Origin of the sequence: Kitasatospora sp. NPDC006697, assembly GCF_042869935.1 — a bacterium.
In the GTDB taxonomy this organism is placed as follows: domain Bacteria; phylum Actinomycetota; class Actinomycetes; order Streptomycetales; family Streptomycetaceae; genus Kitasatospora.
Genome location: NZ_JBIAGU010000041.1, coordinates 1 through 26,583, shown reverse-complemented (window position 1 = coordinate 26,583; position 26,583 = coordinate 1). Strand labels below are relative to the sequence as shown.

Genomic DNA, 26,583 nt, shown 5'->3' with positions numbered 1-26,583 from the left:
CCGGACTGACGATCGTCTTCCCAACCGGCGACCGCCGGGACACGGGCCGGTCCCGCCGCACACGCCCTCAGGTGCGGACCTCCCTCCTCCGGTCCGGACGTCCGTCCTCAGACCCGGGCGGGCGCCGGGGCCGCGGCCTCCTGAGCGGGCGTCAGGCCGCGCTCCGCGCCCTCGCCGATCGGCATCCCCGGCAGCAGCGCCAGGGCCACCAGCACGTAGGAGTTCCCGCCGAGCAGCCCGCCCACCCCGTCCCAGTGGTACCGCCAGAGCCAGACCAGCCCGCTGACCAGCAGCACCCAGATCCCCGCCGTCGCGGCCAGCAGCCGGCGCCGCCGGGCCCGGTCGGTGCTGGACAGGCCGGCGTCCGCCAGCACCAGCAGCGCGGGCAGCATCCAGACCAGGTGGTGCACCCAGGTGATCGGGCTGACCAGGCAGCAGGTCAGCCCGGTCAGCGCGAATCCGGCGCGCTGGTCCCCGATCGCCGCCGCCCGGCGGGAGCGGCGCGCCCAGCAGGCGAGCACCGCGGCCGTCAGCACCAGCCAGACCGGCTTCTCCGCCGCCTGCGGCAGCACCCGGGCGGTGAAGCCCAGCAGCGACTGGTTGGAGATGTACGGGATCGAGCCGATCCGGTCGGTGTTCCACAGCGCGTCGGTCCAGAAGAACCGGGACTGCTGCGGCATCGCCACGAAGCCGACCAGGACCGCGCCGAGCAGCGTGCCGAGCGCCGTCAGGGTCTCCCGGCGGCGCCGGGTCACCAGCAGGTAGGCGATGAAGAGCGCGGGCGTCAGCTTGATCGCCGTGGCCAGCCCGATCCCGATGCCGGTGAACCGGCTGCCCCGCCGCAGGTTCCGGTAGTCGCAGAAGACCAGGAACATCAGCATCAGGTTGATCTGCCCGAAGCTGAAGGTGTCCCGCACCGGGTTGAGCACCGCGAACAGGCAGCCCACCAGCCCGAACCCGTACCAGCGGTTCCAGCCCCGGCGCCGCGCGATCGGATCCACCAGCCAGTACAGCACCGCCGCGCCGGCCAGCACGGTGGCCGCCAGGTCGATCGCCAGCGCGGCGTGCCAGCCGACCAGGCCGAGCGGCGCCAGGCAGACCGCGGCGAACGGCGGGTAGGTGAAGCCGTAGCCGGTGCCGGGCCGCAGGTAGTCGTAGATCCGGCCGCCGTGCTGCCAGCTACGGACCGTCTCGTAGTAGATGTTGACGTCGAACCAGCCGCGGCGGCCCGGGATCACCTCCAGGAAGACCCCGCAGACCACGGCCACCAGCGCCAGCACGGCGATCCGCCCCGGCGTGCTGCGCGGCCACCGCAGCTCCTTCTCCGCCCCTGCCACGTCCGTCCCTGCCACGCCGGAAGTCACATCCGTCCCATCGGCTTCTCGGTCAACCGCGGCAGCGGGATCCGCACGCCCGCCAGCACCACCACCGCCCCCAGCACGCCGCCCGCCACCGCCAGCAGCACCTCCTGCGGCCCCGGGGTGAACCCGTCCGGCGCCACCAGCAGCGCCAGCAGCCCGCTGACCAGCGGCGCCCAGCGGCGCACCCGCCCGTCCGCCGGGGCGGCGGCCGCGATCAGCACCCCGCCCCAGAGCGCGTACCAGGGCCGGATCGCCGGCCCCAGCGCCACCACCGCGACCAGCGCCAGCCCGACCGCGTAGACCACGCCGACCTGCCGGCGCCGGACCCGGCGCAGCAGCAGCAGGACGGAGGCGACGGCCGCCGCCAGGCCCAGCCACCGCCAGGCCAGCACGGCCAGGCCCACCAGGCCGACCTCGGTGGAGTGGTAGAGCGAGCTGAGCAGCCAGCCGCAGGCCCGGCCGAGCAGGCTGGTCAGCGACCAGCTCCCGGCCGAGACCGGCACGGCCAGCGCGTGCACCCAGCCGTAGCCGATGCCGGAGAGCGCCGTGACGACCGCCGTGGTCGCCAGCGCCACCGCGCCGGTGGCCAGCGCGGCCCGGCTCAGCCCCGCCCGCCCCTTCAGCCGCTCCCCCCAGAGCACCACCACGGCCACCAGCCCGAGCGCGGCCGGCAGTTTGATCAGTGCGGCCAGCGTCACCAGCACCGCCGCCCAGAGCGGGCGGCGCCGCAGCAGCAGCCCGCTGACCAGCAACGCGAGCAGCAGCGCGTCATTGTGCGCCCCCGCGACCAGGTGGAACAGCACCAGCGGGTTCAGCAGCCCGAGCCAGAGCGCGGCCGCCGGCGGCACCCCGCAGGCCCGCGCCAGCCGCGGCAGCACCACCGCCAGCAGCGCCAGCCCGCCCAGCGCCACCAGCCGCAGCAGCAGCACGCCCGCGCTCAGCGCATGGCCGGCCACCCGGGCCACCAGGTCGGCCAGCAGCAGGAAGAGCGGTCCGTACGGCGCCGGGGTGTGCTGCCACAGCCCCGGCACCTGGGCGTCGAACGGCCCGCCCAGCGCGGCGGGCCCGGTGGTGTACGCGTTGAGGCCGGCGCCGACCAGCGCCCCCTGCGCGAGGTAGCTGTAGACGTCCCGGCTGAACAGCGGCGGCCCCAGCACCAGCGGCGCCGCCCAGCAGAGCAGCGTGCGCAGCAGCCAGCGCGGCTCCGGCGGCTCCGCCCCGCGCACCGCCCGCCCCAGCAGCAGCCAGGCGGCGATCAGCAGCACCATGCCGCACCAGGCCAGGAAGATGCCGGGGCCGGTGGGCGCGTGCGGCGTACCCAGCGGCACCGCACCGGCCCCCAGCCCGCCCAGCGCGAGCATCACGGAGCCTGCGAGCCCGAGGTACCGGCATCGGCGCGGCTCGGCGCTCACCCCCCAGATCGGCATGCGGGGAACGGTGCTGGCACCACCTGTCCGCCAGGCGACGGCACGTCAACCAGCGCATGACGGTCTCGCGGCACCCTGGCGACCGCCGGGCGGAACGCGGCAAACCGGACAGCGTGGCATGACGGTCACCCCGGCCCCCGGGCCGGACGTGTTCCTCCGCCCGGACGGGGTAGCCGCTCTGCTGACGGATCCTCCTCGGCCCGTGGTCCGTCCGACCGGACGAGCGGCTGAGCCGCACCCCGGGCCGGCGGGGCGCTCAGGTGGAGTCGAGGGCTGCCCTCCCGTGTCGGGGGCCGCCGGTCGCTGCTGTAACCGGATCTTCTCGGAGGACACCATGATCCTGCTCGGACTGCTTCTGCTCGCGGCCACCGGTGCGTTCACCGGGCTGCTGATCGCTGACAACGCCGGCGCCGGGAACAGCATCCCGGTGACCGTGGCGGGCAACGAGATCGCCGTGATGAGCCCGTTGGGCGTCTTCCTGGGCGGCATCGCCCTGACGGTCGTCTTCTTCCTCGGCCTCGCCCTGCTGCTGGCCGGCCGGGCCCGGGCCCGCGACCGCGCCGTGGCGCTGCAGGCCGAGCGGCTGCGGGCCGAGCAGGCCGAACGCCGGCTGGCGGCGGAGCGCGGGTCCGTCGCCCCTGAGCCGGCGCCGGTGTCCGACCCGTCCGCCGATCCTGACGCCGGCCCGGGCCGGGCGCCCGAGTGGGCGGCCGCCCACCCCGGCGAGGTCGACGGCGGCGTGCCGCAGCACCGGGCCGGCCGGCGCCGGATGCAGCTGCCCTGGACCCGGCACCGGCCGCTGCACCACTGAGCCGTAGAGGAGCCCGTGATGACCGCCACCGCCACCCCCACCGCCCGCGCCGGTCCGCGCCGCGCGAGTCCGCCGCGGACCGCCACCCCTCGGCAGTACCTGCTCTGTCCGCCGACCCACTTCCGGGTCGACTACGCGATCAACCCGTGGATGGATCCGCTGCGGCCCGTGGACGGCGCCGCCGCGTGGCGGCAGTGGCGGACCCTGTGCACCACGCTGTACGGGCTCGGCCACCAGGTGCGGACGATCGAGCCGGTGCCCGGTCTGCCCGACATGGTCTTCGCCGCCAACGGCGCCACCGTGGTGGACGGCCGGGTGCTGATCGCCCGGTTCCGCCACCCGGAGCGCTCGGCCGAGGCGCTGGCCTACCGGCACTGGTTCCGCCGGGCCGGCTACCGGCCGGTACCGCGGGCGCGCCAGGTGAACGAGGGCCAGGGCGACTTCCTGCCGGTCGGCGGGCTGGTGCTGGCCGGGTCCGGGTTCCGTAGCAGCCCGTCCGCGCACCGCGAGGCCGAGCGGGCGCTGGGCCGCCCGGTGGTGCCGCTCACCCTCACCGATCCGCGGTTCTACCACCTCGACACCGCGCTGGCGGTGCTGAGCGAGGACCAGATCGCCTACTTCCCCGGGGCGTTCGACACCGACAGCCGCCGGCGGCTCGCCGCGCTCTTCCCCGCCGCCGTCCTGGCGGGCGAGCCGGACGCGCTCTGCTTCGGCCTCAACGCCGTCAGCGACGGTCGGCACGTGCTGCTGCCCACCCGGGCGACCGCGCTCGCCGCCGACCTGCGCGCCGACGGGTTCGAGCCCGTCCTGCTGGACCTGCCGGAGCTGCTCAAGGCGGGCGGCGGCGCCAAGTGCTGCGTGCTGGAGCTGCACAGGCGGTGGCCCCGGTGACCGGCCCGCCGCTGCCCCGGCCGCGCGGGCCGCTGAGCGCGGCCGTGCTGGCGGCGCTGCGGAGCCCGACCGTGCAGGAGGCACGCGGGCCGCAGCCCGGCCCGCTGCGGGCCGACCCCTGGGGCGATGACCTCCAGCTGGCCCTGTACTGCTGCTACGAGCTGCATTACCAGGGCTTCGCCGGTACGGATCCGGCCTGGGAGTGGCACCCGGGCCTGCTGACCCTGCGGGGCGAGCTGGAGCGCGCCTTCCTGGCCGCGCTGCGCGAGGCGGCCGGCCGCCCGCCGCTGGCCGAGGTGCTGGCCGGCCTGCTGGCCGAGCCCGCCGACGGCACCGGCCCCTCGCACCACCTGCTCGCCGACGGCGAGCGCTGGCAGGCCCGCGAGTACCTGGTGCACCGCTCGCTGTACCACCTCAAGGAGGCCGACCCGCAGCTCTGGGCGGTGCCGCGGCTGCCGCTGCCCGCCAAGGCAGCGCTGGTCGCGGTGGAGTACGACGAGTACGGCGCCGGGCACCCCGACCGGGCACACGCACTCCTGTTCGCCGGGATGATGGCCGACTTCGGGCTCGATCCGCGCTACGGCCACTACCTGGACGCCGCCCCGGCGCCCGCCTTGGCCGTGGTCAACCTGATGAGCCTGTTCGGCCTGCACCGGGCGCTGCGCGGCGCCTCGGTGGGCCAGTTCGCCGCCCTGGAGATCACCTCCCCGCCCGGCGCCGACCGGCTGGCCCGCGCCTTCGAGCGGCTGGGCGCGTCGCCGGCCGGCACGCTCTTCTACCGCGAGCACGTGCTCGCCGACGCCGTGCACGAGCAACTGGTCCGGCACACCGTCATCGAACCGCTGGTGGCGGAGGAGCCCGCCCTGGCGGAGGAGATCGCCTTCGGCATCGCGGCCACCGGCGCCGTCGAGGACCGGCTCGCCGACCACCTGCTGCGGGCCTGGCGGAACGGCCGCAGCTCGCTGCGCACCGCACTGGCGGACGCACCGGCCGCCGCGCTGGAGGGAGCCGCGCCATGATGCTCTCCCGGGTACCGGGCGTGTACCCCGCCCAGGGCGACACCGCGCTGCTCATCGAGGCGCTCTGGCAGGAGCGTCCGCGCCGCGGCAGCAGGCTGCTGGACCTCGGCACGGGCAACGGCGCCGTGGCCCTGGCCGCCGCGGCCGCCGGTGCCGAGGTGACCGCCGTCGACGTCTCCCGGCTGGCCCTCGCCACCGCCTGGCTCAACGCCCGCCTGCACCACCTGACCCTCGGACTGCGCCGCGGCGACCTGACCGCGCCGGTGGCCCACTCCCGCTTCGACCTGATCGTCAGCAACCCGCCCTACGTCCCCGCCCCGCACCCCACCGCGCCCCGGCGCGGCCTCGCGCGGGCCTGGGACGCGGGGTTCGACGGCCGGCTGCTGCTGGACCGGATCTGCCGCGACGCCCCCGGGCTGCTGGCGCCCGGCGGGGTGCTGCTGCTGGTGCAGTCGGCCCTGGCCGACCCGCGGGCGACCATCGCCGCGCTGCGCCGGGCGGGCCTGCGGGCCGACGTCGTGGCGGCGCGCCGCCAGCCGTTCGGCCCGGTGCTGACCGCCCGGGCGCGGTGGCTGGAGCAGCGCGGGGCGATCGCCGCCGGGCGGCGCGAGGAGACCCTGGTGGTGGTCCGCGGTGTCCGCCCGGCCTGATCCGCCGCGGGTGACCCGGCTGCGGCTGACCGAGCACGGTCCGGTGCTGGTGGACGGTCCGCTGGAGATCGTGCTGCCGGACGGGACGACGCTGCGCTGCGACCGCCCGGTGGTGGCCGTCTGCACCTGCCGGCGCAGCCGCCGCTACCCGCTCTGCGACACCAGCCACCGCCGCCGCCGGCCGCCGCCGCAGTCGGAGGCGCAGTCGGAGGCGGCGCCGGCGCCGGAGTGACGGCGGTGTTTCGGTGCGGGCGGCCCGGGCAGCCGCCGGGCATGGTGCGAATCGGCTACACGATGATGACCGAGCAGCGCGGGCCGGCCGAGCTGGTCGACGACGTGGTGCGGGCCGAAGCCGCCGGTTTCGACTTCGCGGTCTGCTCCGACCACTACTTCCCCTGGCTGGCGGCCCAGGGCCACTCCCCGGCGGCCTGGCCGGTGCTCGGCGCGGCCGCCCGCGCCACCGTCCGGATCCCGCTGATGAGCTACGTGACCTGCCCGACCATGCGGTACCACCCGGTGCTGGTGGCCCAGCAGGCGGCCACCCTGCAACTGCTCAGCGCCGGCCGGTTCCGGCTCGGTCTGGGCAGCGGGGAGAATCTCAACGAGCATGTGATCGGCGTCGGCTGGCCGCCGGTGGCGGTCCGCCACGAGATGCTGGCGGAGGCCGTGGAGATCATCCGGGCACTCTTCTCCGGCACACAGCTGAGCCACCGCGGGAAGCACTTCACGGTGGACTCGGCCCGGCTGTGGGACCGTCCGGAGCTGCCGCCGCCGATCGGCCTGGCCGTCTCCGGTCCGGCCTCGTGGCAACTCGCCGACCGGCTGGCCGACTTCGTGATCGCGGTGGCTCCCGAACCCGACCTGGTCCGCGGCCGCCCGGCGGTGGGCCAGCTGCCGATCTGCTACCACCCGGTGCCGTCCACCGCGATCGCCCGGGCGCACCGCGAGTTCCGCTGGTTCGCCGGCGGCTGGCGGGTGAACGCCGAACTCCCCGGCCCGGCCGCCTTCGACGCGGCCTCCCGGCACGTGCGCCCGGAGGACGTCGCCCAGGCCGTCCCGTGCGGCGACCGGGTGGAGCACGTGGCAGCCGCTGTCCGGGCCTTCGCCGAGGCCGGGTTCGCCGAGGTGGCCCTGCTGCAGATCGGCGGGGAGAGCCAGCCGCAGTTCATCGACTGGGCGGAGCGCGAACTGCTGCCCGCCCTGCGTGAGGAGGAGACGTGAACCGGGCCTTGCATGACGCGATCGCGGCCCCCGAAGGGTGGTCCGCACTCGACCCGCTCTCCGACCGGCTGCGCCACACCGTGCACCAGGTGCGTCCGGAGAAGGGCCGCGACCTGCTGTACGGGGTGCCGTTCGGCCATCCCCTGCACCCGGCGCTGGTCCAGATTCCGCTGGGCTGCTGGGTTTCGGCAGCACTGCTGGACCTGGGTCCGGCCCGCCGCCCGGCCGCCGTGCTGGTGGCGGCGGGCACGATCAGCGCGCTCCCCGCGGCCGTGGCCGGCTGGGTGGACTGGGCGGAGCTCTCGCCCCGCCAGCGGCGCACCGGCCTGGTGCACGCGCTGGGCAACAGCGCCGGACTGCTCTGCTACGCGGCCTCGCTGCGGGCCCGGCTGACGGGCCGTCCGATGCGCGGCCGGCTGCTCGGCTGGGCGGGCCTGGCCGTGGTCAGTGCCGCGGCGACCATCGGCGGGGACCTGGCGCACCGGCAGGCGGCCGGCGCCAACCACACCGAGGCGGTGCCCCGCCTGGCGCCCGCGGAGTGGACGGCGCTGGGGCCGGTGTCCGACTTCCCGCTGGACCGCCCGGTGCGGCGGATGCTCGACGAGGTCCCGGTGCTGGTGCTCCGGCGGGCCGACGGCTTCCAGGTGCTGGCCGACCGCTGCGCCCACCTCTCCGGCTCGCTCAGCGAGGGCGAGCTGGTGCCGGAGGGACCGGGCGCACCGGCGGACGGCTGCGTGCGCTGTCCGCTGCACGGCAGCGTGTTCCGGCTGGCGGACGGTGCCGTGGTGCACGGTCCGGCGACCGCCGACCAGCCGGTCTTCGAGACCCGGGTGCTCAGTGACCGGCTGGAGGTCCGGGCACCGCGATGACCGGCGGCCTCGCCCGGGAACAGCCGAACGGATAACGAGCAGATCCGGGAGCGCTCCTCCCGACAGCGCACGCAGGAAGCCGCGCGCGAACGCGCCCGGCCGCCGGCCCTCCGGGTCACCGCGTCAGCCGGTCTGCTGGATCGAGGCGCCGACCAGCACCCCGTTGGCGACGGTGTAGGTGCCCTCGAAGGTCTTCACCGTGCCGTCGGTCTGGGTCGCGTAGAGCACCGCGCGCACCTGGTCGGAGCCGAAGGAGCTCACCGTGCCGAGCGCGATGCCGGCGGTCGTCGCGAAGCCGGCGACGTACTGCTGGTAGCTCCCGCCGGCGATGTTCTTGCCGCCGAGGGCCCAGGCGGAGGCGTAGTCGTGGTTCGTGATGTCCTGGTAGTACTGGGTGACCACGGCCGCGGCGTTGGTGAAGCCCGGCGTGCTCGGGGCGGTGACGGTGACCGTCGGGGTCGGGGTGGGGGTGACCGTCACGGTCGGTGGCGGCGTCGCGGTGACGGTGGTGGGAGTGGGCGTCGGCGTGGGACTCGGCGTCGGCGTGGGAGCCGGGGTGACCGTGACGGTCTGCGTGGGCGTCGAGGTGACCGTCGTCGGGGAGCCCGTGTGGCTCGCCGAGGAGGAGCCCGAGCCGCCGCAGCCGGCGACGACGAGGGCGGCTAATCCGGCCGCGAGGATGGTCGTGCGAAGCATGGCGACTGTCCGGCTTTCCGACGGGCGGCGCCGGAGCAAGGCGCAGCCCACCCTTCCATGAGGACAGCACCGGCACCGTGTCCAGTCTGCCGGTTCCGGCCCGGCGGTCGCAAGAGAAGCGGGACCCGCCGGCGGCCGTCAGTCTCCGGCGACGAGGTTCTGCTCGGCCCAGATGGTCTTTCCGGCCGGGGCGTGACGGGTGCCCCAGCGGTCGGCGATCTGGGCGACGAGCAGCAGGCCACGGCCGCCCTCGTCGAAGACGCGGGCGCGGCGCAGGTGCGGGGCGGTGCTGCTGGTGTCGGAGACCTCGCAGATCAGGGTGCGGTCGTGGATCAGGCGCAGGGTGATGGGGGGAGCTCCGTAGCGGATGGCGTTGGTGACGAGCTCGCTGACGATCAGTTCGGTGGCGTCGGCCAGGTCCGCGAGCCCCCAGGCGGCGAGCTGCGCGGACGCGTCCCGGCGGGCCCGGGTGACCGCGATCGGGTCGGAGGGGACGGTCCAGCTGGCGACCCGGCCGGCGCCGAGCGCCCGGGTGCGGGCGAGCAGGAGGGCGACGTCGTCCTGCGGGCGGCCGTTGAGCAGTTCGGCCAGGACGGTGTCGCAGAGGCCGTCCAGCGCGGCGTCGGCATCGCCGAGGAGGTCGCACAGCCGCGCGAGGCCTTCCTCCTCCTCGCGCCCGCCGGCTTCGACCAGGCCGTCGGAGTACAGGGCCAGCAGGCTGTGCTGGGGCAGTTCCACGACGGTCGCCTCGAAGGGCAGGCCGCCGTTGCCGAGCGGGGGGCCGACCGGGACGGGCAGCGGTGCGGCGGTGCCGCCCGGCAGGGCGATGACCGGCGGCGGGTGGCCGGCGCTGGCGACGGTGAGGGTGCAGGACACCGGGTCGTAGACGCCGTAGCAGCAGGTGGCGCCGGCCTCGCTGCCGGGCCGACCGGCCTCGGTCCCGACCTCGGCGGACAGGTGGATGACCAGGTCGTCGAGATGGGTCAGCAGCTCGTCGGGCGACAGGTCGACGTCGGCCAGGGTGCGCACGGCGGTGCGCAGGCGTCCCATCGTCGCCGCGGCGTGGATGCCGTGGCCGACGACGTCGCCGACCACCAGCGCGACCCGGGCTCCGGAGAGCGGGATCACGTCGAACCAGTCGCCGCCGAGTCCGGACTGGCTCCGGGCCGGGAGGTAGCGGGTGGCGACCTCGACCGCGCTCTGGTCCGGCATCCGGCGCGGCAGCAGGCTGCGCTGCAGGGAGAGGGCGGTGTCGCGCTGGCGGGTGTAGCGGCGCGCGTTGTCGATGGCCACGGCCGCCCTGGCGGCCAGCTCCTCGGCGAGCAGCAGGTCGTCCTGGTCGAAGCGCTCCATCCGGTCCGGGCGGCTGCGGCGGTAGAACGCCGCCACGCCCAGCGTCGCCCCGCGGGCGCGCAGCGGCACCGCCATCATCGAGTGGTAGCCCTGCTCGCGGATCCGGGCAGCCCGGATCGCGTCGCGGCTCATCCACTGGATGAACTCGGCGTCCTCGGCGTTGCTGAGCACGCCCGCCCCGGTGGCGAGGGCGCGGGCCGGCGGGGTGAAGTCCGGGTAGCTGTCCGCCACGCCGATCTCGAGCACGGTCCGCAGGCGCGGGCTGCTGCCGGGGGCGAAGCGGTGCACGATCCGCCGCAGGGTCACGGTGCCGTGCAGTGCCTCCTCGCCCAGTTCGGCGTCCCGTTCCAGGGCGGTGAGCAGGTCGACGCTGGCGAAGTCCGCGAGCTCCGGGACCGTCACCTCCATCAGTTCCCGCGCGGTCTGGGCGAGGTCGAGCGTGCTGCCGATGCGGCTGGCGGCCTCGTTGAGCAGGAGGAGGCGTTTGCGTGCGTAGTACTGCTCGGTCGTGTCGTGGGCGACCAGGGCGACCCCGTGCACCCGCCCGTCCGGTTCCTTCAGCGGGACGAAGTCGACGGACCACGAGTGCACGCGTCGCTGGCCGCCGGTGCGCTGGAAGCTGTCCAGGTGCTGGGGCTCGCCGCTGTCGACCGCCCGGCGCAGCCCGTCGGCCAGGTCGACCGTCTGCGGCTGCGTGGTGATGTCCTGGATCCGCAGGCCCCGGACGACCTCGTCCGGGAGGCCGACGACCGGCAGCATGGCCTGGTTGGAGTGGCGGTATGCGAGGTCCGCGTCGTAGAGCGAGATGGAGCAGTGCGGCAGCTGCTCGAAGGCCCGGCGCGCCAGGTCGTCGTCCTCGCGCCGCGGCTGCCGGCCGCCCGTCGCGCAGACGAAGCGCCAGGTGCCCGGTCCGCAGCCCGGCGCGTCGCGGTGGGCGAGAGCGGTCACCTCCACCCGTGAGCCGTCGCGGCGCCGCAGCGCGAGCTCGCCGCTCCAGCGCTGCCCGGCGTCGCCCACCGCGCGCGCCAGCTCCGCCGCCGGGGAGGGCTCGGCCAGCAGCCGGGCGGCGGGCCGTCCCAGCACCTCGCCGGCGGAGTGGCCGAGCAGGCGCTGCGCCCCGTCGCTCCAGCGCGTGACGCGCCCGCGGGCGTCGACGACGCACTCCGCCGTGCCCGCGCCGTCCGCCTCCCGCCGGGACGGCCCGGTACCGGAGGGAGCTCCACCTCGTTCATCCACCAGCAGACCGCCCTCTGACGCATCGATGACGTACTCGACGATAAGCGATGGAATCACCGCATATCCGCCATTACGGGCGGCGGTCGCCTGCCCGGCCGAACGTGTGATCCGCCGGGGCGGCGGTGATCATGCCGAACGCCGCCTCCATCGCCCCGTCGACCCGCTGCCCCGCCTCGTTCCATGGCAGAGCAGGCAGCCCGCCGAGGTGTCCGGTCCATGGCGGGGACGGACGGCAGGCATGACGGCCCGTCAGGAGGCCTAGCCGCAAGCAGCGCCGGAGGCAAAGCCCGGCCGCTGCGGAGTTGTGGCACCGGCGGCGGATCCGCAGGCCGGGGCGCCTCCAGCGGTGCGGTGATCCCGCGGTCCGCCATGAAAGTTGCACGTCGAAGGAGCCCGCCTGCCGAAACTTATCGACCCCTCCGCCGAAAGTATTGACAGCCCCGGGCGGCCGTGGCAACACTGTCGCCGTTGACAGGTCCGCTTCGTCTCATCTGTCCGATCCCCAACCAGGTTCAGAGTCATCGACGTTGAGGACAGGTCAGCTCCGTTCACCGCTGCGCCGCGCCGCCTTCGACCCCACCCGCCGGCGGCCGGCGACAGCGTGGAGCCCCCCACCCCCACCCCAGGAGGACCACCTCCATGAACCTTCCCCACCCCCGAAGCCGCCGAGCGCTCCCCGCGGACCGCCGAAGTCCCGGCCGCAAGCGGCTGTTCGCGCTCTTCACCGCGCTCCTCGCGGCCGCGGCGGCGCTCGCGGCGATGCTCGTCGCCGTCCCGGCCGCCCAGGCGGCCACCACCGGTGCCCTGCGCGGCACGGGCTCCGGTCGCTGCCTCGACGTGTCGGGCGCCAGCCAGAGCGACGGCGCGTCCCTGCAGATCTACGACTGCTCGAACGGCGCCAACCAGCAGTGGACGCTGACCGACAGCGGCCAGCTGACCGTGTACGGCAGCAAGTGCCTGGACGTACCGAACAACGCCACCACGGCCGGCACCAAGGTGGAGATCTGGTCCTGCAACGGCGGTGCGAACCAGCAGTGGCGGCTGAACTCCGACGGCAGCATCGTCGGCGTCGGCTCCGGGCTCTGCCTGGACGTCACGGGCGGCGCCACGGCCAACGGCACCGCCGTGGAGATCTGGTCGTGCAACGGCCGGAGCAACCAGCAGTGGACCGGCCTGTCCGGCGGCGGACCGACCCCCACCCCCACCCCGACGGGCGGCGCCTGCGCCCTCCCGTCCAGCTACCGGTGGAGCTCGACCGGCGCGCTGGCACAGCCGGCCAACGGCTGGGTCTCGCTGAAGGACTTCACCAGCGTGGTGTACAACGGCAAGCACCTGGTCTACGCCTCCGACGTGAACGGCTCCACGTACGGCTCGATGATGTTCAGCCCGTTCACCAACTGGTCCGACATGGCCTCGGCCGGCCAGACCGGGATGAGCCAGGCCGCGGTGGCGCCCACGCTCTTCTACTTCGCGCCGAAGAACATCTGGGTGCTGGCCTACCAGTGGGGCGCCTGGCCGTTCATCTACCGCACCTCCAGCGACCCGACCAACCCCAACGGCTGGTCCGCCCCGCAGCCGCTCTTCACCGGCAGCATCCCGAACTCCGGCACCGGCCCGATCGACCAGACCCTGATCGCCGACGACCAGAACATCTACCTGTTCTTCGCCGGCGACAACGGCAGCATCTACCGGGCGAGCATGCCGATCGGGAACTTCCCCGGCAACTTCGGCTCCTCGTACACCACCGTGATGAGCGACTCGGCGGTCAACCTCTTCGAGGCGCCGCAGGTCTACAAGGTCCAGGGCCAGAACCAGTACCTCATGATCGTCGAGGCGCGGGGGGCGACCGAGCAGCGCTACTTCCGCTCCTTCACCGCCACCAGCCTGAACGGCTCCTGGACCCCGCAGGCCGCCAGTGAGAACAACCCCTTCGCGGGCAAGGCCAACAGCGGCGCCACCTGGACCAACGACATCAGCCACGGCGACCTGGTCCGCAACAACCCCGACCAGACGATGACCATCGACCCCTGCAACCTGCAGTTCCTCTACCAGGGCAAGTCCCCCTCCGCGAGCGGGCCGTACGACCAGCTGCCGTGGCGCCCCGGCGTCCTCACCCTGCAGCACTGAACCACGCGACCGCGCGGTGGGCACCTGCTGACGGGTGCTCACCGCGCGGTCGCCGTCGCCGCGGTGGCGGTGGCGGTGCCTAGCGGACGCCGTTCAGCGGAGCCGGGGTCCAGGCGGTGAAGGCGGCGCCGTCCAGGTTGAGCGCGACGGCGCGGCTCTGCAGGGCGGCGGGGGTGGTGACGGTGCCCCAGGAGCCGGTGATCAGCCGCTGTTCCAGGGCGTGCAGGCCCGCCACGATCTCCGCGGTGGTGAAGCTGCAGTGGCCCTGCCGGGCCACGAAGGCCTGCCGGAGCAGGTCTCCCGTGCCGGAGGCCTGGACCCGGGCGGCGTACGCGTTCTCCTGCTCCACCGGAACCAGTTGGTCGGAGGTGGTGTGGATGTCGAGTGTCGGGATGCCGACCGAGCCGACCGTGGAACTGGCCGTGAGGTTCGCCCGGGCGGCGCCGGAGCCGGTGATGGCGGCGCCCGCCGTGAGCGCGGCGGTGTCGGCGTTCGGGTCGAGGCCGGCCGCGCCGTACAGGGCCCGCACCTCCTCGGAGTGCCAGGACTGGTTGAGCAGGGCGGTGAAGTCGACTCCCCTGGTCCCGGAGGGGTTGCCGCCGGCGGACTGCTCGACCGCGTAGCGTCCGGGGATGATGAAGCCCAGCACGCCCTGGTGCAGCCACGCGTACTGCTGGGCCTCCTGGTTGGCGTAGTCGCCCGGGGCCGGCGGGTTCTGGCCGGGGGCCCAGGCCGACTGGTTGAGGTAGGCGGCCGCGAGGGCGATCCGGGCCCGGCCGGCCGGGGTCTGCTGCGCGGTGTCGACGGCGGTGGTGAGCCGGGTGGCCAGCGCCGAGGCGGTGGCCGAGTCGGGCAGGTTGACCAGCAGCGGCAGGTCGGCGCGGTCGAAGAACCAGGCCAGGGCGTACTCGGCGTCGAGCTGGTAGTCCTCCAGGTTCACGCCGCCCGCGACCAGTCCGCACAGGTTCAGCGCACCGTCGACCCGGCCCGCGCCGTCGCGGGCGATCTGGGCGTTGACCAGGCCGCCCATCGAGGCACCGATGGAGACCACGTGCACGGGCCGGCCGACGGTGGCGGTGAACGCGGAGATGGTGGCGAACTGGTCCCGCTCGGCCGACTTCAGGGCCCAGGCCGATCCGTTCGGGTCGTAGGAGGAGCCGGCCAGGGCGTAGCCCTCGGCGAGCAGTTCGGTCGCGGAGCCGCCGGTCGGCGCGTCGGCGGCGGTCAGCGGGCCGAAGCCGTGGCTGAACAGCAGCAGGATGCCGTTCCACTGGGCCGGCTTGTCGGCGATCCAGGTCGCGCCGTCCTGCAGGGTGCCGCTGTAGTGGGTGGTGGCGGTGGCGGCCGAGGCGGGGGCGGCAGCGACGGTGGCGGTGGCGGTGAGGGCGAGGACCGTGGCGGCGCAGAGGGCGGCCAGCGCGCGGCGGGGCGATCGGGACATCAGGAGCTCCAACACTGTAGGGGTGGGCCGGCGACGGGATCGCGCGGCGACTGCAGGGTCGTGGCGTGGTGAAGCGGGTGGGCCGCTCGTGCTCAGCCTGCGGCAGCGGGCTCCCCGGCCGCCGCCCGGCCCCGCAGCGCCAGCAGCGCCAGCACGGCGGAGAAGAGCGCGGCGCTGCCGCAGACCACGAAGCCGACCGAGTAGCCGGAGCCCAGCGCGCTCTCGGCGAGCGGGTGCAGGGCGGCGAGCTTCGGCGAGGCGGAGGCGCCGTTGACGGCCAGCGGGCCGCCCTCCCGCAGGATCGCCGCGCCCGCGCCCTTGAGCGGGCCCGGCAGGTCGGAGCCACCGAGCGCGCCGGCGAACCGGTCGCCGGCCCGGCTGAGCGCGATCGCGCCGATCACCGCCGGTCCGAGGGTGAAGCCGAAGTCGCGCAGCAGGTTGGTGGTGGCGCTGGCCATGCCGGCCAGGTGCGGCGGCACGGTGGTGACGGCCGTGGCGGTGACGGAGGAGACGGTCACCGCGAAGCCCAGGCCGACCAGCGCGAGCGGCACGATCAGCGAGCCGAAGGCCTCGTCGGTGATCGGCAGGGTGGCCGCCCAGTAGTTGCCCGCCGCGATGAGCAGCAGGCCGGAGCCGAGCAGCAGGCGCGGCGGGGCGGCGTTCAGCAGCCGCCGGGTCAGCGGGAGCACGGCCAGCGCGATGCCGTTGAGCAGCAGGAACGCCATGGCGGTGCGCATCGGCGGCTGCTCCTGCACCGGGCCTAGGCGGATGCTGACCGAGTAGGCGGTGCCCAGGAAGCTGAACATGCCGACCACCGCCACCACCGAGGCCACCGCGAAGGACCGGTTGCGGAACAGGTCCAGCCGCAACAGCGGTGAGGCGACCCGCAGTTCGGCGGCCACGAAGCCGGCCAGGCCGAGCACTGCCAGGGCGAAGGCGGTCAGCACCGGGGTGGAGCTCCAGCCGTCCGTCGGGCCCTGGATGATCCCGTAGAGCAGCGCGAACAGGCCCAGGCCGATGGTGGTCTGGCCGATCGGGTCCAGCGAACGGCCCTCGGGGGCGCGGGAGTCGGTGGCGAACACGGCACTGGTCAGGGCGCTGGCGGCGCCGATCACGGTGACGATCACGAAGGCCCAGCGCCAGGAGCCGTGGGTGGCGGTGATGCCGCCGATCAGCGGGGCGACGAAGCCGCCGGTGGAGAGCAGCGCGGCCCACAGCGCGACGACCCGGGCCCGCTGGGCGGGCGAGCCGGCGGCCGCGGCGATGATCGCCAGCGAGGTCGGGAAGAGCGCCGCGGCGCCGAGGCCGGCCAGCGCCTGTCCGACCCAGAGCTGGTGGATGCCGGAGGCGGTGGTGCTGACGATCTCGCCGACGGCCAGCAGGGCCGCGCCGCCGACCAGCAGCCGCTTGCGGCCGAGCAGGTCGCCGAGCAGGCCGAAGGTCAGCTCCAGCACCGCCACCGGCAGCAGGAAGGCGTCCGAGATCCAGGTCAACTGCGATCCCACGGGGTGCAGTTGGCTCTGGAAGAGGCCGTTGAGGGTGGCCGGGATGGCCAGGCCGATCTGCGCGGTGCAGACGGCGAGCAGGCCGGCGGCCAGGGTTCCGGGTCTGAGCGCGGAACCGGGCCGGACGGGGTGCGCCGGTGCGTGGGTGGAGGTGGACATGGGTGGTTCTCCTGGGGATGGGCGGACGGAGGAACCGCTGTGGGGGCCCGGTCGGCGGGTGGAGGCCGGATGGCGGCCTTCGCGCGGCGGGGGGAACGGGGATCGGCGCGGCGCCCGGAGGATGCGGCTCTGCCGTGAGCGGCCGGTCCCGGTCGGTCGTCGGGCGGGTGGGGCATCGGCTCTGCGGCGAATGTAGGGCTACTCTTTGTCGGCCGTCAATAATCTGCACAATATTGGCCGCCCTCCCCCGAAACGGCGCGAGCGGCAGCCCCGTTGGGGACTGCCGCTCGCGCGGTGCTGCTGCCGGTCACGCGTAGAAGCGGTACACCGCCTGGGCGACGACGGCCGGCTTGGCGACCTCCTCGATCTCGACGGTCAGGTCGACCGTCACCTCGACGCCGCCCGCCACGTCCGTCACCGAGGCGATCACGCCGTGCGCCCGGATCTTCCGGCCGACCGGGACGGGCGAGGGGAAACGGACCTTGTTCAGACCGTAGTTGACGGCCATTCCGACACCCTCGACCTGCAGCAGCTCGTTCCAGAGCGGGATCAGCAGCGAGAGCGTCAGGTAGCCGTGGGCGATCGGGGCGCCGAAGGGCCCGGCGGCGGCCCGTTCGACGTCGACGTGGATCCACTGGTGGTCGTCGGTCGCGTCGGCGAAGGTGTTCACCCGGTCCTGGGTGATCTCCAGCCAGTCGCTGTGACCGAGGTCGGTGCCGCCGAGGGTGAGCAGTTCGGCGACGCCGTGGGCGGTGCGGGGCACGTGGGGGTCCTTCCTGAGGGGCGCGCCTCGGCGCGCCGAGCGGGGGTCAGTCCTGCCCGTGGGCGGCGCGGATCGGCCCCTTGAGGAGCTTGCCCGCCCCGCTGCGGGGCAGCGCGTCGGCGAACCGCACCGACTTGGGGATCTTGTAACGGGCCAGGCGGCCATCGAGGTGGGAGAGGATCTCATCGGCCCCCACGGCGGCACCGGGCTGCAACACCACGACGGCGCGCCCGACTTCGCCCCACTTCTCGTCCTGGACGCCGAACACGGCGCACTCGGCGACCGCCGGGTGCTCCATCAGGACGTCCTCCACCTCGGCGGGGTACACGTTCTCCCCGCCGGAGATGATCATGTCCTTCAGTCGGTCGACCAGCCGGATGTAGCCGTCCTCGTCCTGCACGGCCACGTCGCCGGAGCGGAACCAGCGGCCGTCGTGGTAGGCGCCGGCGGTCTCCCCCGGCAGCTTCCAGTAGCCGGCGGTGACGTTGGGGCCGCTGACCACCACCTCGCCGGGCTCCCCCACCGCGACCGGCTCGCCGGCCGGGTCGAGCAGCCGGACATCGGTGAAGAAGTGCGGCGTGCCGGCCGTGCCGGCGTGCTCCAGGGCGTCCGCCCGGTCGAGCAGCAGCACGCCGGGCGCCGCCTCGGTCATGCCGTAGCCCTGCACGAACGCCAGGCCCAGCTCCAGGTAGCTGCGGATGGTCCGGGCGGGCACGGGCGCGCCGCCGCAGAGCAGGTTGCGCAGGCTGCTCAGGTCGGCGCCGGCCCAGCCGGGCGCCTGGGCCATCGCGTCGTACATCGCCGGAACGCCGAACAGGCAGGTGATCCGGTGCCGTTCGATCAGCTCGATGGTGCGCGCGGCATCGAACCCGGACTCCAGCACGGCCGTCCCGCCCTTGAGCAGGGTGGGCAGGCAGGTCATGTTGAGAGCCGCGGTGTGGAAGAGCGGCGCGCTGACCAGGGTGACCTCGTCGCCGGCCAGGTCGACGTCCACCACCACGTTGACGCTGTTCCAGACGATGTTGCCGTGGGTGAGCAGGGTGCCCTTGGGCCGGCCGGTGGTCCCCGAGGTGTACATGATCATGCACAGGTCCTCGTGCGAGACCGGCAGGTCCAGCGGGCCGTCCGGGGCGTCCGCGAGCAGCGCCTCGAACTCCGCGCCCTCGACCGCCCACGGCTCCGCATCGCCCGACAACCCGTCGATCACGGCGGCGTCCTGACGGACCGTCAACATCAGCACGGCGCCGCTGTCCTGCAGCTGGTAGCGCAGCTCCGGCACCGCCAGGCGGGTGTTCAGCGGGACGAAGACCGCCCCCAGCTGCCCGGCCGCGAACAGCGCCTCCAGGAAAGCGGGGTGGTTGGGGCCGAGGAAGGCGACCCGGTCACCGCGCCGCACCCCGCGCAGGTGCAGCAGGTGGGCGAGCCGGCTGGACCGGCGGTGCAGCTCGGCGTAGCTGGTGGCCCGGCCCTCGTGGAGCAGGGCTGTGCGGTGCGGTGTCTTGCGGGCCCGGCGGGCGGGCCAGGAACCGATGCCTTCGTTGTGCAACGCGGGACTCCTCTGTCTGCGTCACGTCGGTCTGCGTCACTTCTGCCCGTCGAGGCCGAGCAGCCGGGCGGCGTTGTCCTTGAGGATCTTCGGCCGAACCTCGTCCTTGATCGGCAGCTGCGCGAAGTCCGCGAGCCAGCGGTCCGGGCTGATCAGCGGGTAGTCCGAGCCGAACAGCACCTTGTCCTGGAGGAGGCTGTTGGCGTACTTCACCAGCTGCGGCGGGAAGTACTTCGGCGACCACCCGGACAGGTCGATGTAGACCTGGGGCTTGTGCGTCGCCACGGCCAACGCCTCGTCCTGCCAGGGGAAGGAGGGGTGGGCCAGGATGATCGGCATGCCCGGGAAGTCCGCCGCGACGTCGTCCACCAGCATCGGGTTCGAGTACTTCAGCCGGATCCCGCCGCCCCCGGGCGCGCCGGCGCCGATGCCGGTCTGCCCGGTGTGGAAGACGGCGATGGCGCCGGCCTCCTCGATCGCCTCGTAGAGCGGGTAGGCGAGCCGGTCGTTCGGGTGGAACGCCTGCACGTTGGGGTGGAACTTGAAGCCGCGGACGCCGAACTCCTCCACCAGCCGGCGGACCTGGCGGGCGCCCGCCCGGCCCTTGTGCGGGTCGATGCTGGCGAACGGGATGATCACGTCGGGGTTGAGGCGGGCGGCCTCGGCGACCTCCTCATTGGGCACAGCGGGGGTGCCGGTGGCGGCCTCCGCGTCCACCGTGAAGACCACGCAGGCCATCCGGCGCTCGCGGTAGTGGTCGGCGATCTCGGACAGGGTCGGCCGGCGGTGGTCGGCGTGGAAGTAGGCGCCGGCCGCGGCGTCGAGCTCCGCCGAGAGCGAGCCCTGCCCGGCCGCGGAGACCTCGGCGTGGGTGTGCACGTCGATGGCGACGAGCTCGTCGAGCCGCAGGCGGCGGTACGGTTCCTGAGGGGTCATCGGGGCGGCCGCCGTTCAGATCCGCGGCGCGGGGATGCCGTAGGTCTCGGGCACCCGGCCGACCGAGACCGGCCAGGCCGCGGCGATCGCGTCGGCGCACCAGCCGCCGTCCGCGTAGGCGACCGCGACCTCCTGCGGGTGCGACCAGAGCGCCAGCTTGTCGCCGCCGATGCCGATGCACTGCCCGGTGACCTCGGCGGCCGCGTCGGAGGCGAGGTAGACGACCAGCGGCGCGACGTCCTCGGCGGTGCCGAAGCCCTCCCCCTTGCGCAGGCTGTCCGGCAGCGGCGTGCCGTGCTGCTCCAGCGCCTCGACGTGCGGGGCGAAGACGGGGATGGTCTTGGTCATCGCGGTGGCGGCGACCGGGATCACCGCGTTGGCGGTGATGCCCGCCTTCGCCAGCTCCATCGCCCAGGTCCGGACCATGGCCGCGATGCCCGCCTTGGCGGCGGCGTAGTTGGTCTGGCCGAAGTTGCCGCGCTGGCCCGCCGGGGAGCCGGCCACGATCACCCGCCCGCCCTCGCCCTGCTCGCGCATCTGCGTCACGGCGGCGCGCACGCAGGTGAAGGTGCCGCGCAGGTGGACCTCGACGACCGTGTCGAAGTCCTCCTCCGTCATCTTCCACAGCACCCGGTCGCGCAGCACTCCGGCGTTGGTCACCATCACGTCCAGCCGCCCGAACTCGGCCACGGCCCGCGCCGTCAGCGCCTCGGCGGTCTCCACGGACCCCACCGCGCCCACCTCGGCGACCGCCCGGCCGCCGGCCGCCTCGATCTCCTTGACCGCCTCGGCGGCGGCCTCGGCGTCCACATCGTTGACCACGACCGCCGCGCCGGCGGCGGCCAGCGCCTTGGCGTAGGCGAGACCGAGGCCGCGGCCGCTGCCGGTGACCACGGCGACCTTGCCGTTCAGATCCATGGGACTTCTCCTTCGAGGGGTGGGGTGCGCCTTACGTTAGGCAGATTCATGTAGGCCGTCAAGATAGTGCCAAACATTCCGGGCCCCGGTCCGACGGGCCCGGTGCGGGTCCTAGGCTGGGGCCCGTGATCGATCTCGACCCCGCCCCGCGCCCCCAGTCACTGATGCTCACCTTCTTCGGCATCCACGTCCTGGGGCGGGACATCGCTCTGTCCTCCGGCTGCGTCATCGAGATCTTCGAACGCGTCGGCGTGACCGAGGAGGCGGTGCGCTCCACGCTGACCCGGATGGTCAACCGCGGCCTGCTCACCCGGCACCGGCAGGGGCGCAAGATGTACTTCGGCCTCACCCCCCGCGCCGCCGCCGTGCTGCGGGACGGCCACGACCGGGTCTGGCGCACCGGGGCGGTCAACCGGGACTGGCGGGGCCAGTGGACCCTGGTCGGCTTCTCGCTGCCGGAGGCCTGGCGCCGCCAGCGCCACGACCTGCGCTCCCGGTTGACCTGGGGCGGCTTCGGTCCGCTGCAGAACGGCCTCTGGGTGGCCCCCGGCGAGGTGGACGTCCCGGCGCTGCTCGGCGACCTCGAACTCGACGCCCACCTGCGGGTGTTCCGGGGGACGGTGCTGGCGCCGACCGAGGTCTCGCAGGTGGTCGGGTCCGCCTTCGACACCGAGGGCATCGCCGAGGGCTACCGGGCGTTCCTGGCCCGCTGGAGCGGTCCGGCGGCCGAGGCCGGCGGACCCCTGGGGCAGCAGCTGCTGGTCCACACCGACTGGCTCGAACTCGTCCGCCGGGACCCGCACCTGCCGGCCGAGCACCTGCCGGCCGACTGGCCCGCGATCCAGGCCGAGCAGCTGTTCCGCGCCATCGCCGAGGAGATCGCCGAACCGGCGGACCGGCAGGCCGCGGAGCTGCTGGACAGCATCACCACCGGCTGACCGCCGGGCCGGTCCCGTCAAAGGTCGAGCACCAGCCGCTCACCGAGACAGCGCGAGACGCAGATCATCATGCTGGCCGACTCGGCCCGCTCCGCCTCGGTGAGCAGCGAGTCCCGGTGGTCCGGGCGCCCCTCGAGCACGTCGGTCTCGCAGGTCCCGCAGGTGCCCTGCTCACAGGAGTAGAGGACGTCGACCCCGGCGCCGCGCACGGTTTCCAGCACCGAGGCGTCCGCCGGCACGGTCAGGGTCCGGCCCGAACGCTCCAGCACCACGGTGAAGGCGCGGTCCCCGGCGGTCCGGGCCGGCTCCCGGGGCTGGAACCGTTCGAACCGCGCAGGCGCGCGGCCGGTCCGCTCGCAGTGCCGCTCGACGGCTTCGAGCAGCGGCCCGGGTCCGCAGCAGTAGACCGCCGCGTCGGCCGCCAGCCCGTCGAGCTCGCCCGCGAGGTCCAGCAGGCCGCACTCGTCCTGGGGGCGGAGCAGCACGCGGTCGCCGTAGCGCTCAACCAGGCCCGCGGCGAAGGCCATCGAGGCGCGGGACCGGCCGCCGTAGAGCAGCGTCCACTCGGCGCCGGCCGCCTGCGCGGCGGCGAGCATCGGCAGGATCGGGGTGATCCCGATGCCGCCGGCGACGAAGAGGTAGCGCGGCGCGGGCAGCAGCGCGAACTGGTTGCGCGGGCCCCGGACCCGCAGCCGGGCGCCTTCGCGGACGGTCTCGTGGACGAGGGCGGAGCCGCCGCGCCCCTGGGGCTCGCGCAGCACGGCGATGGTCCAGGAGGTCCGGTCGGCCGGGTCCCCGCAGAGCGAGTACTGGCGTTCGATCCCGTTGGCGAGCAGCAGGTCGAGATGGGCGCCGGGCGTCCACTCCGGCAGCGCGCCGCCGTCGGGGCGGGCCAGGGTGAGCGAGACGACGGCCGCGGCCTCCTCGCGGCGGCCGGTGACGACCAGGTCCAGCGTCTCCTCCTGCGCGGTCATCGCCGTTCTCCTTCCGTGGGCGGCAGTTGGTGGCGCGGGTGGTCGAGCAGCCAGCTCCACGCGGCGACCGGGTCCGGCGCGCCGGTCCGCGCGCCGCAGAAGCAGTGCGCGTCGAGGAGGTCGCCGCCGGGCAGCCACTCGATGCGGTACACCCGGCGCTGGTGCGCGTCGGTCATCAGGCCACCCGGTCCCGGTCGGCTCCGGCGCCGGCCAGCCGCGCGAGGATGCGCCGGGCGGCCAGCGCGCCGGTGTCGATGTTGATGCTGAGTTCCTGATACGCCGTCGGCTCGCTGTCCAGGGCGCGCTGGAGCAGGTTGAGGGCGTTCACGTCCTGTATGACCACGGTGTGGTTGAAGTCGCGCAGGAAGGCCGTCACCTCCTCGTCCCCGAGCGCGAAGTCCCGGGAGACGGCCCAGAAGTCGTACACCTTGCCGGGCGCCGAGGGGGTGATCGCGTAGGTGATCTCGGTGCGGAACACCGGCTCCTGGCGGCCGGCCGGGGAGATCCGGCTGTGCAGCAGGTAGAGGCAGGGCGCGAAGTACTCGATGTCCTGGAGCCGGGTGATCCTGCCCTCGATGCCGGTCGAGCGGGCGTAGAAGGGCGGGCACTCCGCGTCGGACATGTGCCGCGAGACCCGGACGACGCCGGCCTCCTCGTCCACCTCGGTGGTGATCGGGGTGGCGGCCACCTCCGGGGTGCCGATGTACCCGCCGTGCAGGTAGGTCTCGTGCGAGAGGTCGAGCAGGTTGTCCACCAGCAGGCCGTAGTCGGCCTCGATCGGCTCCATCCCGCACACGGTCGTCATCGCCGGGTCGACCAGGTGCGGGGCGCGGGGCACCCAGGAGGTGTCGGCCGCCGCCGGGTCGCCCACCCAGATCCAGACCAGCGAGTCCTGCTCGACCACCGGGTAGGCGGCGACCCGCGCGGTGCGCGGCACCCGCGACTGCCCGGGGACGGAGAGGCAGGCGCCGCCCCGGTCGTAGCGGAAGCCGTGGTAGCCGCAGACGATGGTGTCGCCCTCCCGGCGGCTCTCGGAGAGCGGGAACCGGCGGTGCACGCAGCGGTCGGCCAGCGCGACCACCCGGCCGTCCTGCTCGGAGCGGTAGAGCACCACGGGCTCGCCGAGGACGGTGCGGCCGAGCAGCTCCTCGCCGACCTCGGCCGCGTACGCGACGACGTACCACTGGTTGCGGGCGAACAGTGTCATGGGATCCGTCCCTGGGTCGCTGGGGAGTGCGGGGGAATGCGACGAGGCTCCCAGCGCGGCCCGGGGCGGACAACGAGACTTCCGTCAGGTGAAAGCCCCGGGCCGGTCCGCGGCGAGCGCCCGCGAGATGGACCGCGCGGCGAGCAGCACGGCCGGTCCGAGCGCCGCCGGGTTCCCCGGCGCGCGCACCACGATCGAGACCGCCGCGACCACCGCGCCGGCCGCGCCGCGCACCGGGGCCGCCACCGACACCGCGTCCGGGGTGATCTGGCGGTCGCTCACCGCGAGTCCGGCGCGGCGCACCTCGGCCAGCATCCGCCGCAGCCGGTCCGGATCGGTCACGGTCCACGGGGTGAAGGCGGTGAGGCCGGCCGCCAGGTAGTCGTTCTGGAAGTCGGCCGGGGCGTGGGCGAGCAGGGCCAGTCCGACACCGGTCGCGTGCAGCGGCCAGTGCGCGCCGACCTGGGTGCGCACCCCGACCGAGGAGCGGCCGGCCAGGCGTTCCACGTAGACCGCGTCCCCGCCCTCGCGGACCGCCAGCTGCACGTTCTCGCGGGTCGCCTCGTACAGGTCCTCGAGATACGGCAGGGCCGCCTCGCGCAGCACCGGCCCGCGCGGGGCCAGGGTGCCGAGCTCGAACAGGCGCAGCCCGACGTGGTAGACCCCGTCGGCGTCCCGCTCCAGCGCGCCCCAGCCGGTGAGCTCGGAGAGCAGGCGGTGCGCGGTGGGCAGCGGGAGTCCGGCGCGCCGGCCGATCTCGCTGAGGGTCAGGGCGGGGGCGGCCCGGTCGAAGGCGGCCAGCACGGACAGCAGCCGTCCGGCGGCGTTGCGGGCCGGTGTCGGGGGCGTCATGGGGGCGACCGTAGACCATCGGACCGGCCCCGACCAGGTGTGCCGCGGTGCTGGTCCCGCCCGGACGGCGCGCTCGGGTGGGGGGACCGTCCGGGCGGAGCGGGGGGCCGGGCCCCGCGGGCGGCTGGGCCCGGCTGAGGGAAGTATGCGGCGGCCGCGAGGCCTGGTCAATGAAAACTACCGGCAACGAACAAGAAACTTTCTCTACGCGAGTCATGTCCATCGTCTCTGGTCACAACCGATGGGGCCGTCGGCCGCTGCTCAATACCTCACGCCTGCACCACCATTGACTCCCGCCTGAGGACGGGTCTAGCTTCGGGGCGGTTCGGGATGTTTCTCGAAAGTTTCGAACTCCTCGTCATCTCCCTTTGCTCCCAAGGAGTCCGCTGTGCACCCCACCCGCCGGTTCGCCCCCGCCGCCGCCATGGCCGCCCTCCTCGTGCTCGCCCCGTCCGCCGCGGCCACCGCCGGCGGGAAGGGCGGCGGTCCGGTCCCGGCCGACTCGCTGCGCGCCCTGGCCGCCCGCCAGCACCTGCGCGTCGGCACCGCCGTCGACGCGGCCCAGCTGGGCGCCAACCAGGCGTACACCGGCCTGGTGGCGGACCAGTTCTCCGTCGTGACGCCGGAGAACTCGATGAAGTGGGAGGCGGTGGAGCCCACCCGGGGCGGCTACGACTGGGCCCCTGCCGACCAGTTGGTGCAGTTCGCCGAGCAGCACGGCCAGGAGGTCCGCGGCCACACCCTGATGTGGCACAACCAGCTGCCGGCCTGGCTCACCGCCGGCGCCGCCGACGGGACCATCAGCGACGCCCAGCTGCGCGACATCCTGCACCAGCACATCACCGACGAGGTCTCCCACTTCCGCGGCAGGATCTGGCAGTGGGACGTGGTCAACGAGGTCTTCGCCAACTCCTGGGACACCGCCCTGCCCAACGGCCTGAACAGCGGCGACTTCTGGATCCAGCACCTCGGTCAGGGCGTCATCGCCGACGCCTTCCGCTGGGCCCACCAGGCGGACCCGAAGGCCCTGCTCTTCTACAACGACTACAACATCACCGGCGAGGACGGCACCAACACCAAGTTCACGGCGGTCTACGACTACGTCAAGCAGCTGCGCGCGCAGGGCGTCCCGATCGACGGCATCGGCGAACAGGGCCACCTGGACACCCAGTACGGCTTCGACGCCCAGCGCTTCCAGAACGACCTCCAGGCCTTCGGCGACCTGGGGTTGAAGGTGGCGGTCACCGAGGCCGACGTGCGCACCAACGTGGACAACGCGACGGCCCAGGTCCCGACCAGCCAACTCGCCGCGTTCGCCCAGCCGTACGAGTTCTCCGAGGAGCTGAAGGGCTGCCAGCTGGTCCCGCAGTGCATCTCCTTCACCGCCTGGGGCGTGTACGACGGCGACTCCTGGATCCCCGGCACCTTCACCGGCGAGGGCTACGGCCTGCTCTACGACGTGAACCTGAAGCCGAAGCCCGCCTACTTCGCGCTCCAGCAGGACCTGGCCGTGGGCGCGGGCAGCGCGCACCGCGGCGACCGGGACTGAGCCCGTGAGCCGCCGGGCGGGGCCCCCCCGGGGGGGCGGGGGGGCCCCCCCGGGGGGCGGGGGGGGCGGGGCGGGGGGGGGGGGCGGGGGGGCGGGGCGCCGGGCGCGGGTACGCCGGCGGGCGGGGCCGGGAC

General features: G+C 74.3%; 24 protein-coding genes. 10 read left to right on the top strand and 14 right to left on the bottom strand.

Features of this window, described 5'->3' with window-relative positions; all coding sequences use genetic code 11:
* Positions 1 to 107 precede the first annotated feature (107 nt).
* Positions 108 to 1,352, bottom strand: coding sequence for a glycosyltransferase 87 family protein (locus ACFYNO_RS36965; RefSeq protein WP_388022097.1), 1,245 nt, complete (start codon positions 1,350 to 1,352; stop codon positions 108 to 110).
* Between the two features lie 8 nt (positions 1,353 to 1,360).
* Positions 1,361 to 2,788, bottom strand: coding sequence for a polyprenol phosphomannose-dependent alpha 1,6 mannosyltransferase MptB (mptB, locus tag ACFYNO_RS36960; RefSeq protein ID WP_388022095.1), 1,428 nt, complete (start codon positions 2,786 to 2,788; stop codon positions 1,361 to 1,363).
* A gap of 334 nt (positions 2,789 to 3,122) precedes the next feature.
* On the opposite strand from mptB, the gene ACFYNO_RS36955 reads away from it, so the two are divergent.
* The 7 genes from ACFYNO_RS36955 to ACFYNO_RS36925 are packed head-to-tail and all read left to right on the top strand — an operon-like array spanning position 3,123 to position 8,249.
* Positions 3,123 to 3,599, top strand: a complete 477-nt coding sequence (locus ACFYNO_RS36955) for a hypothetical protein (protein WP_388022093.1) — start codon at positions 3,123 to 3,125, stop codon at positions 3,597 to 3,599.
* 18 nt (positions 3,600 to 3,617) lie between these two features.
* The gene (gene ddaH, locus ACFYNO_RS36950; protein ID WP_388022092.1) at positions 3,618 to 4,490 is read left to right on the top strand and encodes a dimethylargininase; all 873 of its coding nucleotides are present in this window, start codon (positions 3,618 to 3,620) and stop codon (positions 4,488 to 4,490) included.
* A complete protein-coding gene (locus ACFYNO_RS36945) occupies positions 4,487 to 5,509 on the top strand; it encodes an iron-containing redox enzyme family protein (RefSeq protein WP_388022091.1) in 1,023 nt (340 codons plus the stop codon). Before ddaH ends, ACFYNO_RS36945 begins: the two co-directional genes overlap by 4 nt.
* Positions 5,506 to 6,159 (top strand): HemK2/MTQ2 family protein methyltransferase, encoded by a 654-nt coding sequence (locus ACFYNO_RS36940; protein WP_388022090.1) that lies wholly within the window; start codon positions 5,506 to 5,508, stop codon positions 6,157 to 6,159. Before ACFYNO_RS36945 ends, ACFYNO_RS36940 begins: the two co-directional genes overlap by 4 nt.
* On the top strand, positions 6,143 to 6,391 hold the full coding sequence (locus ACFYNO_RS36935) for a CDGSH iron-sulfur domain-containing protein (protein WP_388022088.1): 249 nt from the start codon (positions 6,143 to 6,145) through the stop codon (positions 6,389 to 6,391). Before ACFYNO_RS36940 ends, ACFYNO_RS36935 begins: the two co-directional genes overlap by 17 nt.
* Before the next feature lie 41 nt (positions 6,392 to 6,432).
* Positions 6,433 to 7,380: a TIGR03557 family F420-dependent LLM class oxidoreductase gene (locus ACFYNO_RS36930; RefSeq protein WP_388022087.1), complete on the top strand. Its 948-nt coding sequence runs from the start codon at positions 6,433 to 6,435 to the stop codon at positions 7,378 to 7,380.
* The gene (locus ACFYNO_RS36925; RefSeq protein WP_388022085.1) at positions 7,377 to 8,249 is read left to right on the top strand and encodes a Rieske 2Fe-2S domain-containing protein; all 873 of its coding nucleotides are present in this window, start codon (positions 7,377 to 7,379) and stop codon (positions 8,247 to 8,249) included. The genes ACFYNO_RS36930 and ACFYNO_RS36925 overlap by 4 nt, the downstream gene beginning before the upstream one ends.
* Positions 8,250 to 8,372: 123 nt before the next feature.
* Here the strand turns inward: ACFYNO_RS36925 and ACFYNO_RS36920 are convergent, their stop codons facing one another.
* Positions 8,373 to 8,945, bottom strand: coding sequence for a hypothetical protein (locus tag ACFYNO_RS36920; RefSeq protein ID WP_388022083.1), 573 nt, complete (start codon positions 8,943 to 8,945; stop codon positions 8,373 to 8,375).
* A gap of 138 nt (positions 8,946 to 9,083) precedes the next feature.
* Positions 9,084 to 11,534, bottom strand: a complete 2,451-nt coding sequence (locus ACFYNO_RS36915; protein ID WP_388022081.1) for a SpoIIE family protein phosphatase — start codon at positions 11,532 to 11,534, stop codon at positions 9,084 to 9,086.
* Between the two features lie 759 nt (positions 11,535 to 12,293).
* Here ACFYNO_RS36915 and ACFYNO_RS36910 point away from each other — a divergent pair.
* Positions 12,294 to 13,661, top strand: a complete 1,368-nt coding sequence (locus tag ACFYNO_RS36910) for a non-reducing end alpha-L-arabinofuranosidase family hydrolase (RefSeq protein ID WP_388022190.1) — start codon at positions 12,294 to 12,296, stop codon at positions 13,659 to 13,661.
* Positions 13,662 to 13,740: 79 nt separating this feature from the next.
* Here the strand turns inward: ACFYNO_RS36910 and ACFYNO_RS36905 are convergent, their stop codons facing one another.
* The 6 genes from ACFYNO_RS36905 to ACFYNO_RS36880 all read right to left on the bottom strand — a co-directional run bounded on the left by ACFYNO_RS36905 (position 13,741) and on the right by ACFYNO_RS36880 (position 20,929).
* Positions 13,741 to 15,102 (bottom strand): alpha/beta hydrolase, encoded by a 1,362-nt coding sequence (locus tag ACFYNO_RS36905; RefSeq protein ID WP_388022080.1) that lies wholly within the window; start codon positions 15,100 to 15,102, stop codon positions 13,741 to 13,743.
* Positions 15,103 to 15,194: 92 nt separating this feature from the next.
* Positions 15,195 to 16,766, bottom strand: coding sequence for an MFS transporter (locus tag ACFYNO_RS36900; RefSeq protein ID WP_388022078.1), 1,572 nt, complete (start codon positions 16,764 to 16,766; stop codon positions 15,195 to 15,197).
* A 307-nt stretch (positions 16,767 to 17,073) separates the two neighbouring features.
* A complete protein-coding gene (locus tag ACFYNO_RS36895) occupies positions 17,074 to 17,529 on the bottom strand; it encodes a MaoC family dehydratase (protein WP_388022077.1) in 456 nt (151 codons plus the stop codon).
* 46 nt (positions 17,530 to 17,575) lie between these two features.
* Positions 17,576 to 19,075 (bottom strand): long-chain fatty acid--CoA ligase, encoded by a 1,500-nt coding sequence (locus tag ACFYNO_RS36890; protein WP_388022075.1) that lies wholly within the window; start codon positions 19,073 to 19,075, stop codon positions 17,576 to 17,578.
* A 36-nt stretch (positions 19,076 to 19,111) separates the two neighbouring features.
* A complete protein-coding gene (locus ACFYNO_RS36885) occupies positions 19,112 to 20,011 on the bottom strand; it encodes an amidohydrolase family protein (protein WP_388022073.1) in 900 nt (299 codons plus the stop codon).
* A 15-nt stretch (positions 20,012 to 20,026) separates the two neighbouring features.
* On the bottom strand, positions 20,027 to 20,929 hold the full coding sequence (locus tag ACFYNO_RS36880; RefSeq protein WP_388022071.1) for an SDR family NAD(P)-dependent oxidoreductase: 903 nt from the start codon (positions 20,927 to 20,929) through the stop codon (positions 20,027 to 20,029).
* Between the two features lie 125 nt (positions 20,930 to 21,054).
* Between ACFYNO_RS36880 and ACFYNO_RS36875 the strand changes: the two genes are divergently transcribed.
* Positions 21,055 to 21,867 carry a PaaX family transcriptional regulator C-terminal domain-containing protein gene (locus ACFYNO_RS36875; RefSeq protein ID WP_388022069.1) on the top strand — a complete coding sequence of 271 codons (813 nt, stop codon included), beginning with the start codon at positions 21,055 to 21,057 and terminating at the stop codon, positions 21,865 to 21,867.
* A gap of 17 nt (positions 21,868 to 21,884) precedes the next feature.
* Here the strand turns inward: ACFYNO_RS36875 and ACFYNO_RS36870 are convergent, their stop codons facing one another.
* The 4 genes from ACFYNO_RS36870 to ACFYNO_RS36855 all read right to left on the bottom strand — a co-directional run bounded on the left by ACFYNO_RS36870 (position 21,885) and on the right by ACFYNO_RS36855 (position 24,900).
* Positions 21,885 to 22,841 carry a PDR/VanB family oxidoreductase gene (locus ACFYNO_RS36870; protein ID WP_388022067.1) on the bottom strand — a complete coding sequence of 319 codons (957 nt, stop codon included), beginning with the start codon at positions 22,839 to 22,841 and terminating at the stop codon, positions 21,885 to 21,887.
* Positions 22,838 to 23,017, bottom strand: a complete 180-nt coding sequence (locus tag ACFYNO_RS36865; RefSeq protein ID WP_388022066.1) for a hypothetical protein — start codon at positions 23,015 to 23,017, stop codon at positions 22,838 to 22,840. The genes ACFYNO_RS36870 and ACFYNO_RS36865 overlap by 4 nt, the downstream gene beginning before the upstream one ends.
* Positions 23,017 to 24,048 carry a Rieske 2Fe-2S domain-containing protein gene (locus ACFYNO_RS36860; protein WP_388022064.1) on the bottom strand — a complete coding sequence of 344 codons (1,032 nt, stop codon included), beginning with the start codon at positions 24,046 to 24,048 and terminating at the stop codon, positions 23,017 to 23,019. Before ACFYNO_RS36860 ends, ACFYNO_RS36865 begins: the two co-directional genes overlap by 1 nt.
* A gap of 84 nt (positions 24,049 to 24,132) precedes the next feature.
* The gene (locus tag ACFYNO_RS36855) at positions 24,133 to 24,900 is read right to left on the bottom strand and encodes an IclR family transcriptional regulator (protein WP_388022062.1); all 768 of its coding nucleotides are present in this window, start codon (positions 24,898 to 24,900) and stop codon (positions 24,133 to 24,135) included.
* A gap of 388 nt (positions 24,901 to 25,288) precedes the next feature.
* On the opposite strand from ACFYNO_RS36855, the gene ACFYNO_RS36850 reads away from it, so the two are divergent.
* Positions 25,289 to 26,449, top strand: coding sequence for an endo-1,4-beta-xylanase (locus ACFYNO_RS36850; RefSeq protein WP_388022061.1), 1,161 nt, complete (start codon positions 25,289 to 25,291; stop codon positions 26,447 to 26,449).
* The last annotated feature ends 134 nt before the right edge of the window (positions 26,450 to 26,583 follow it).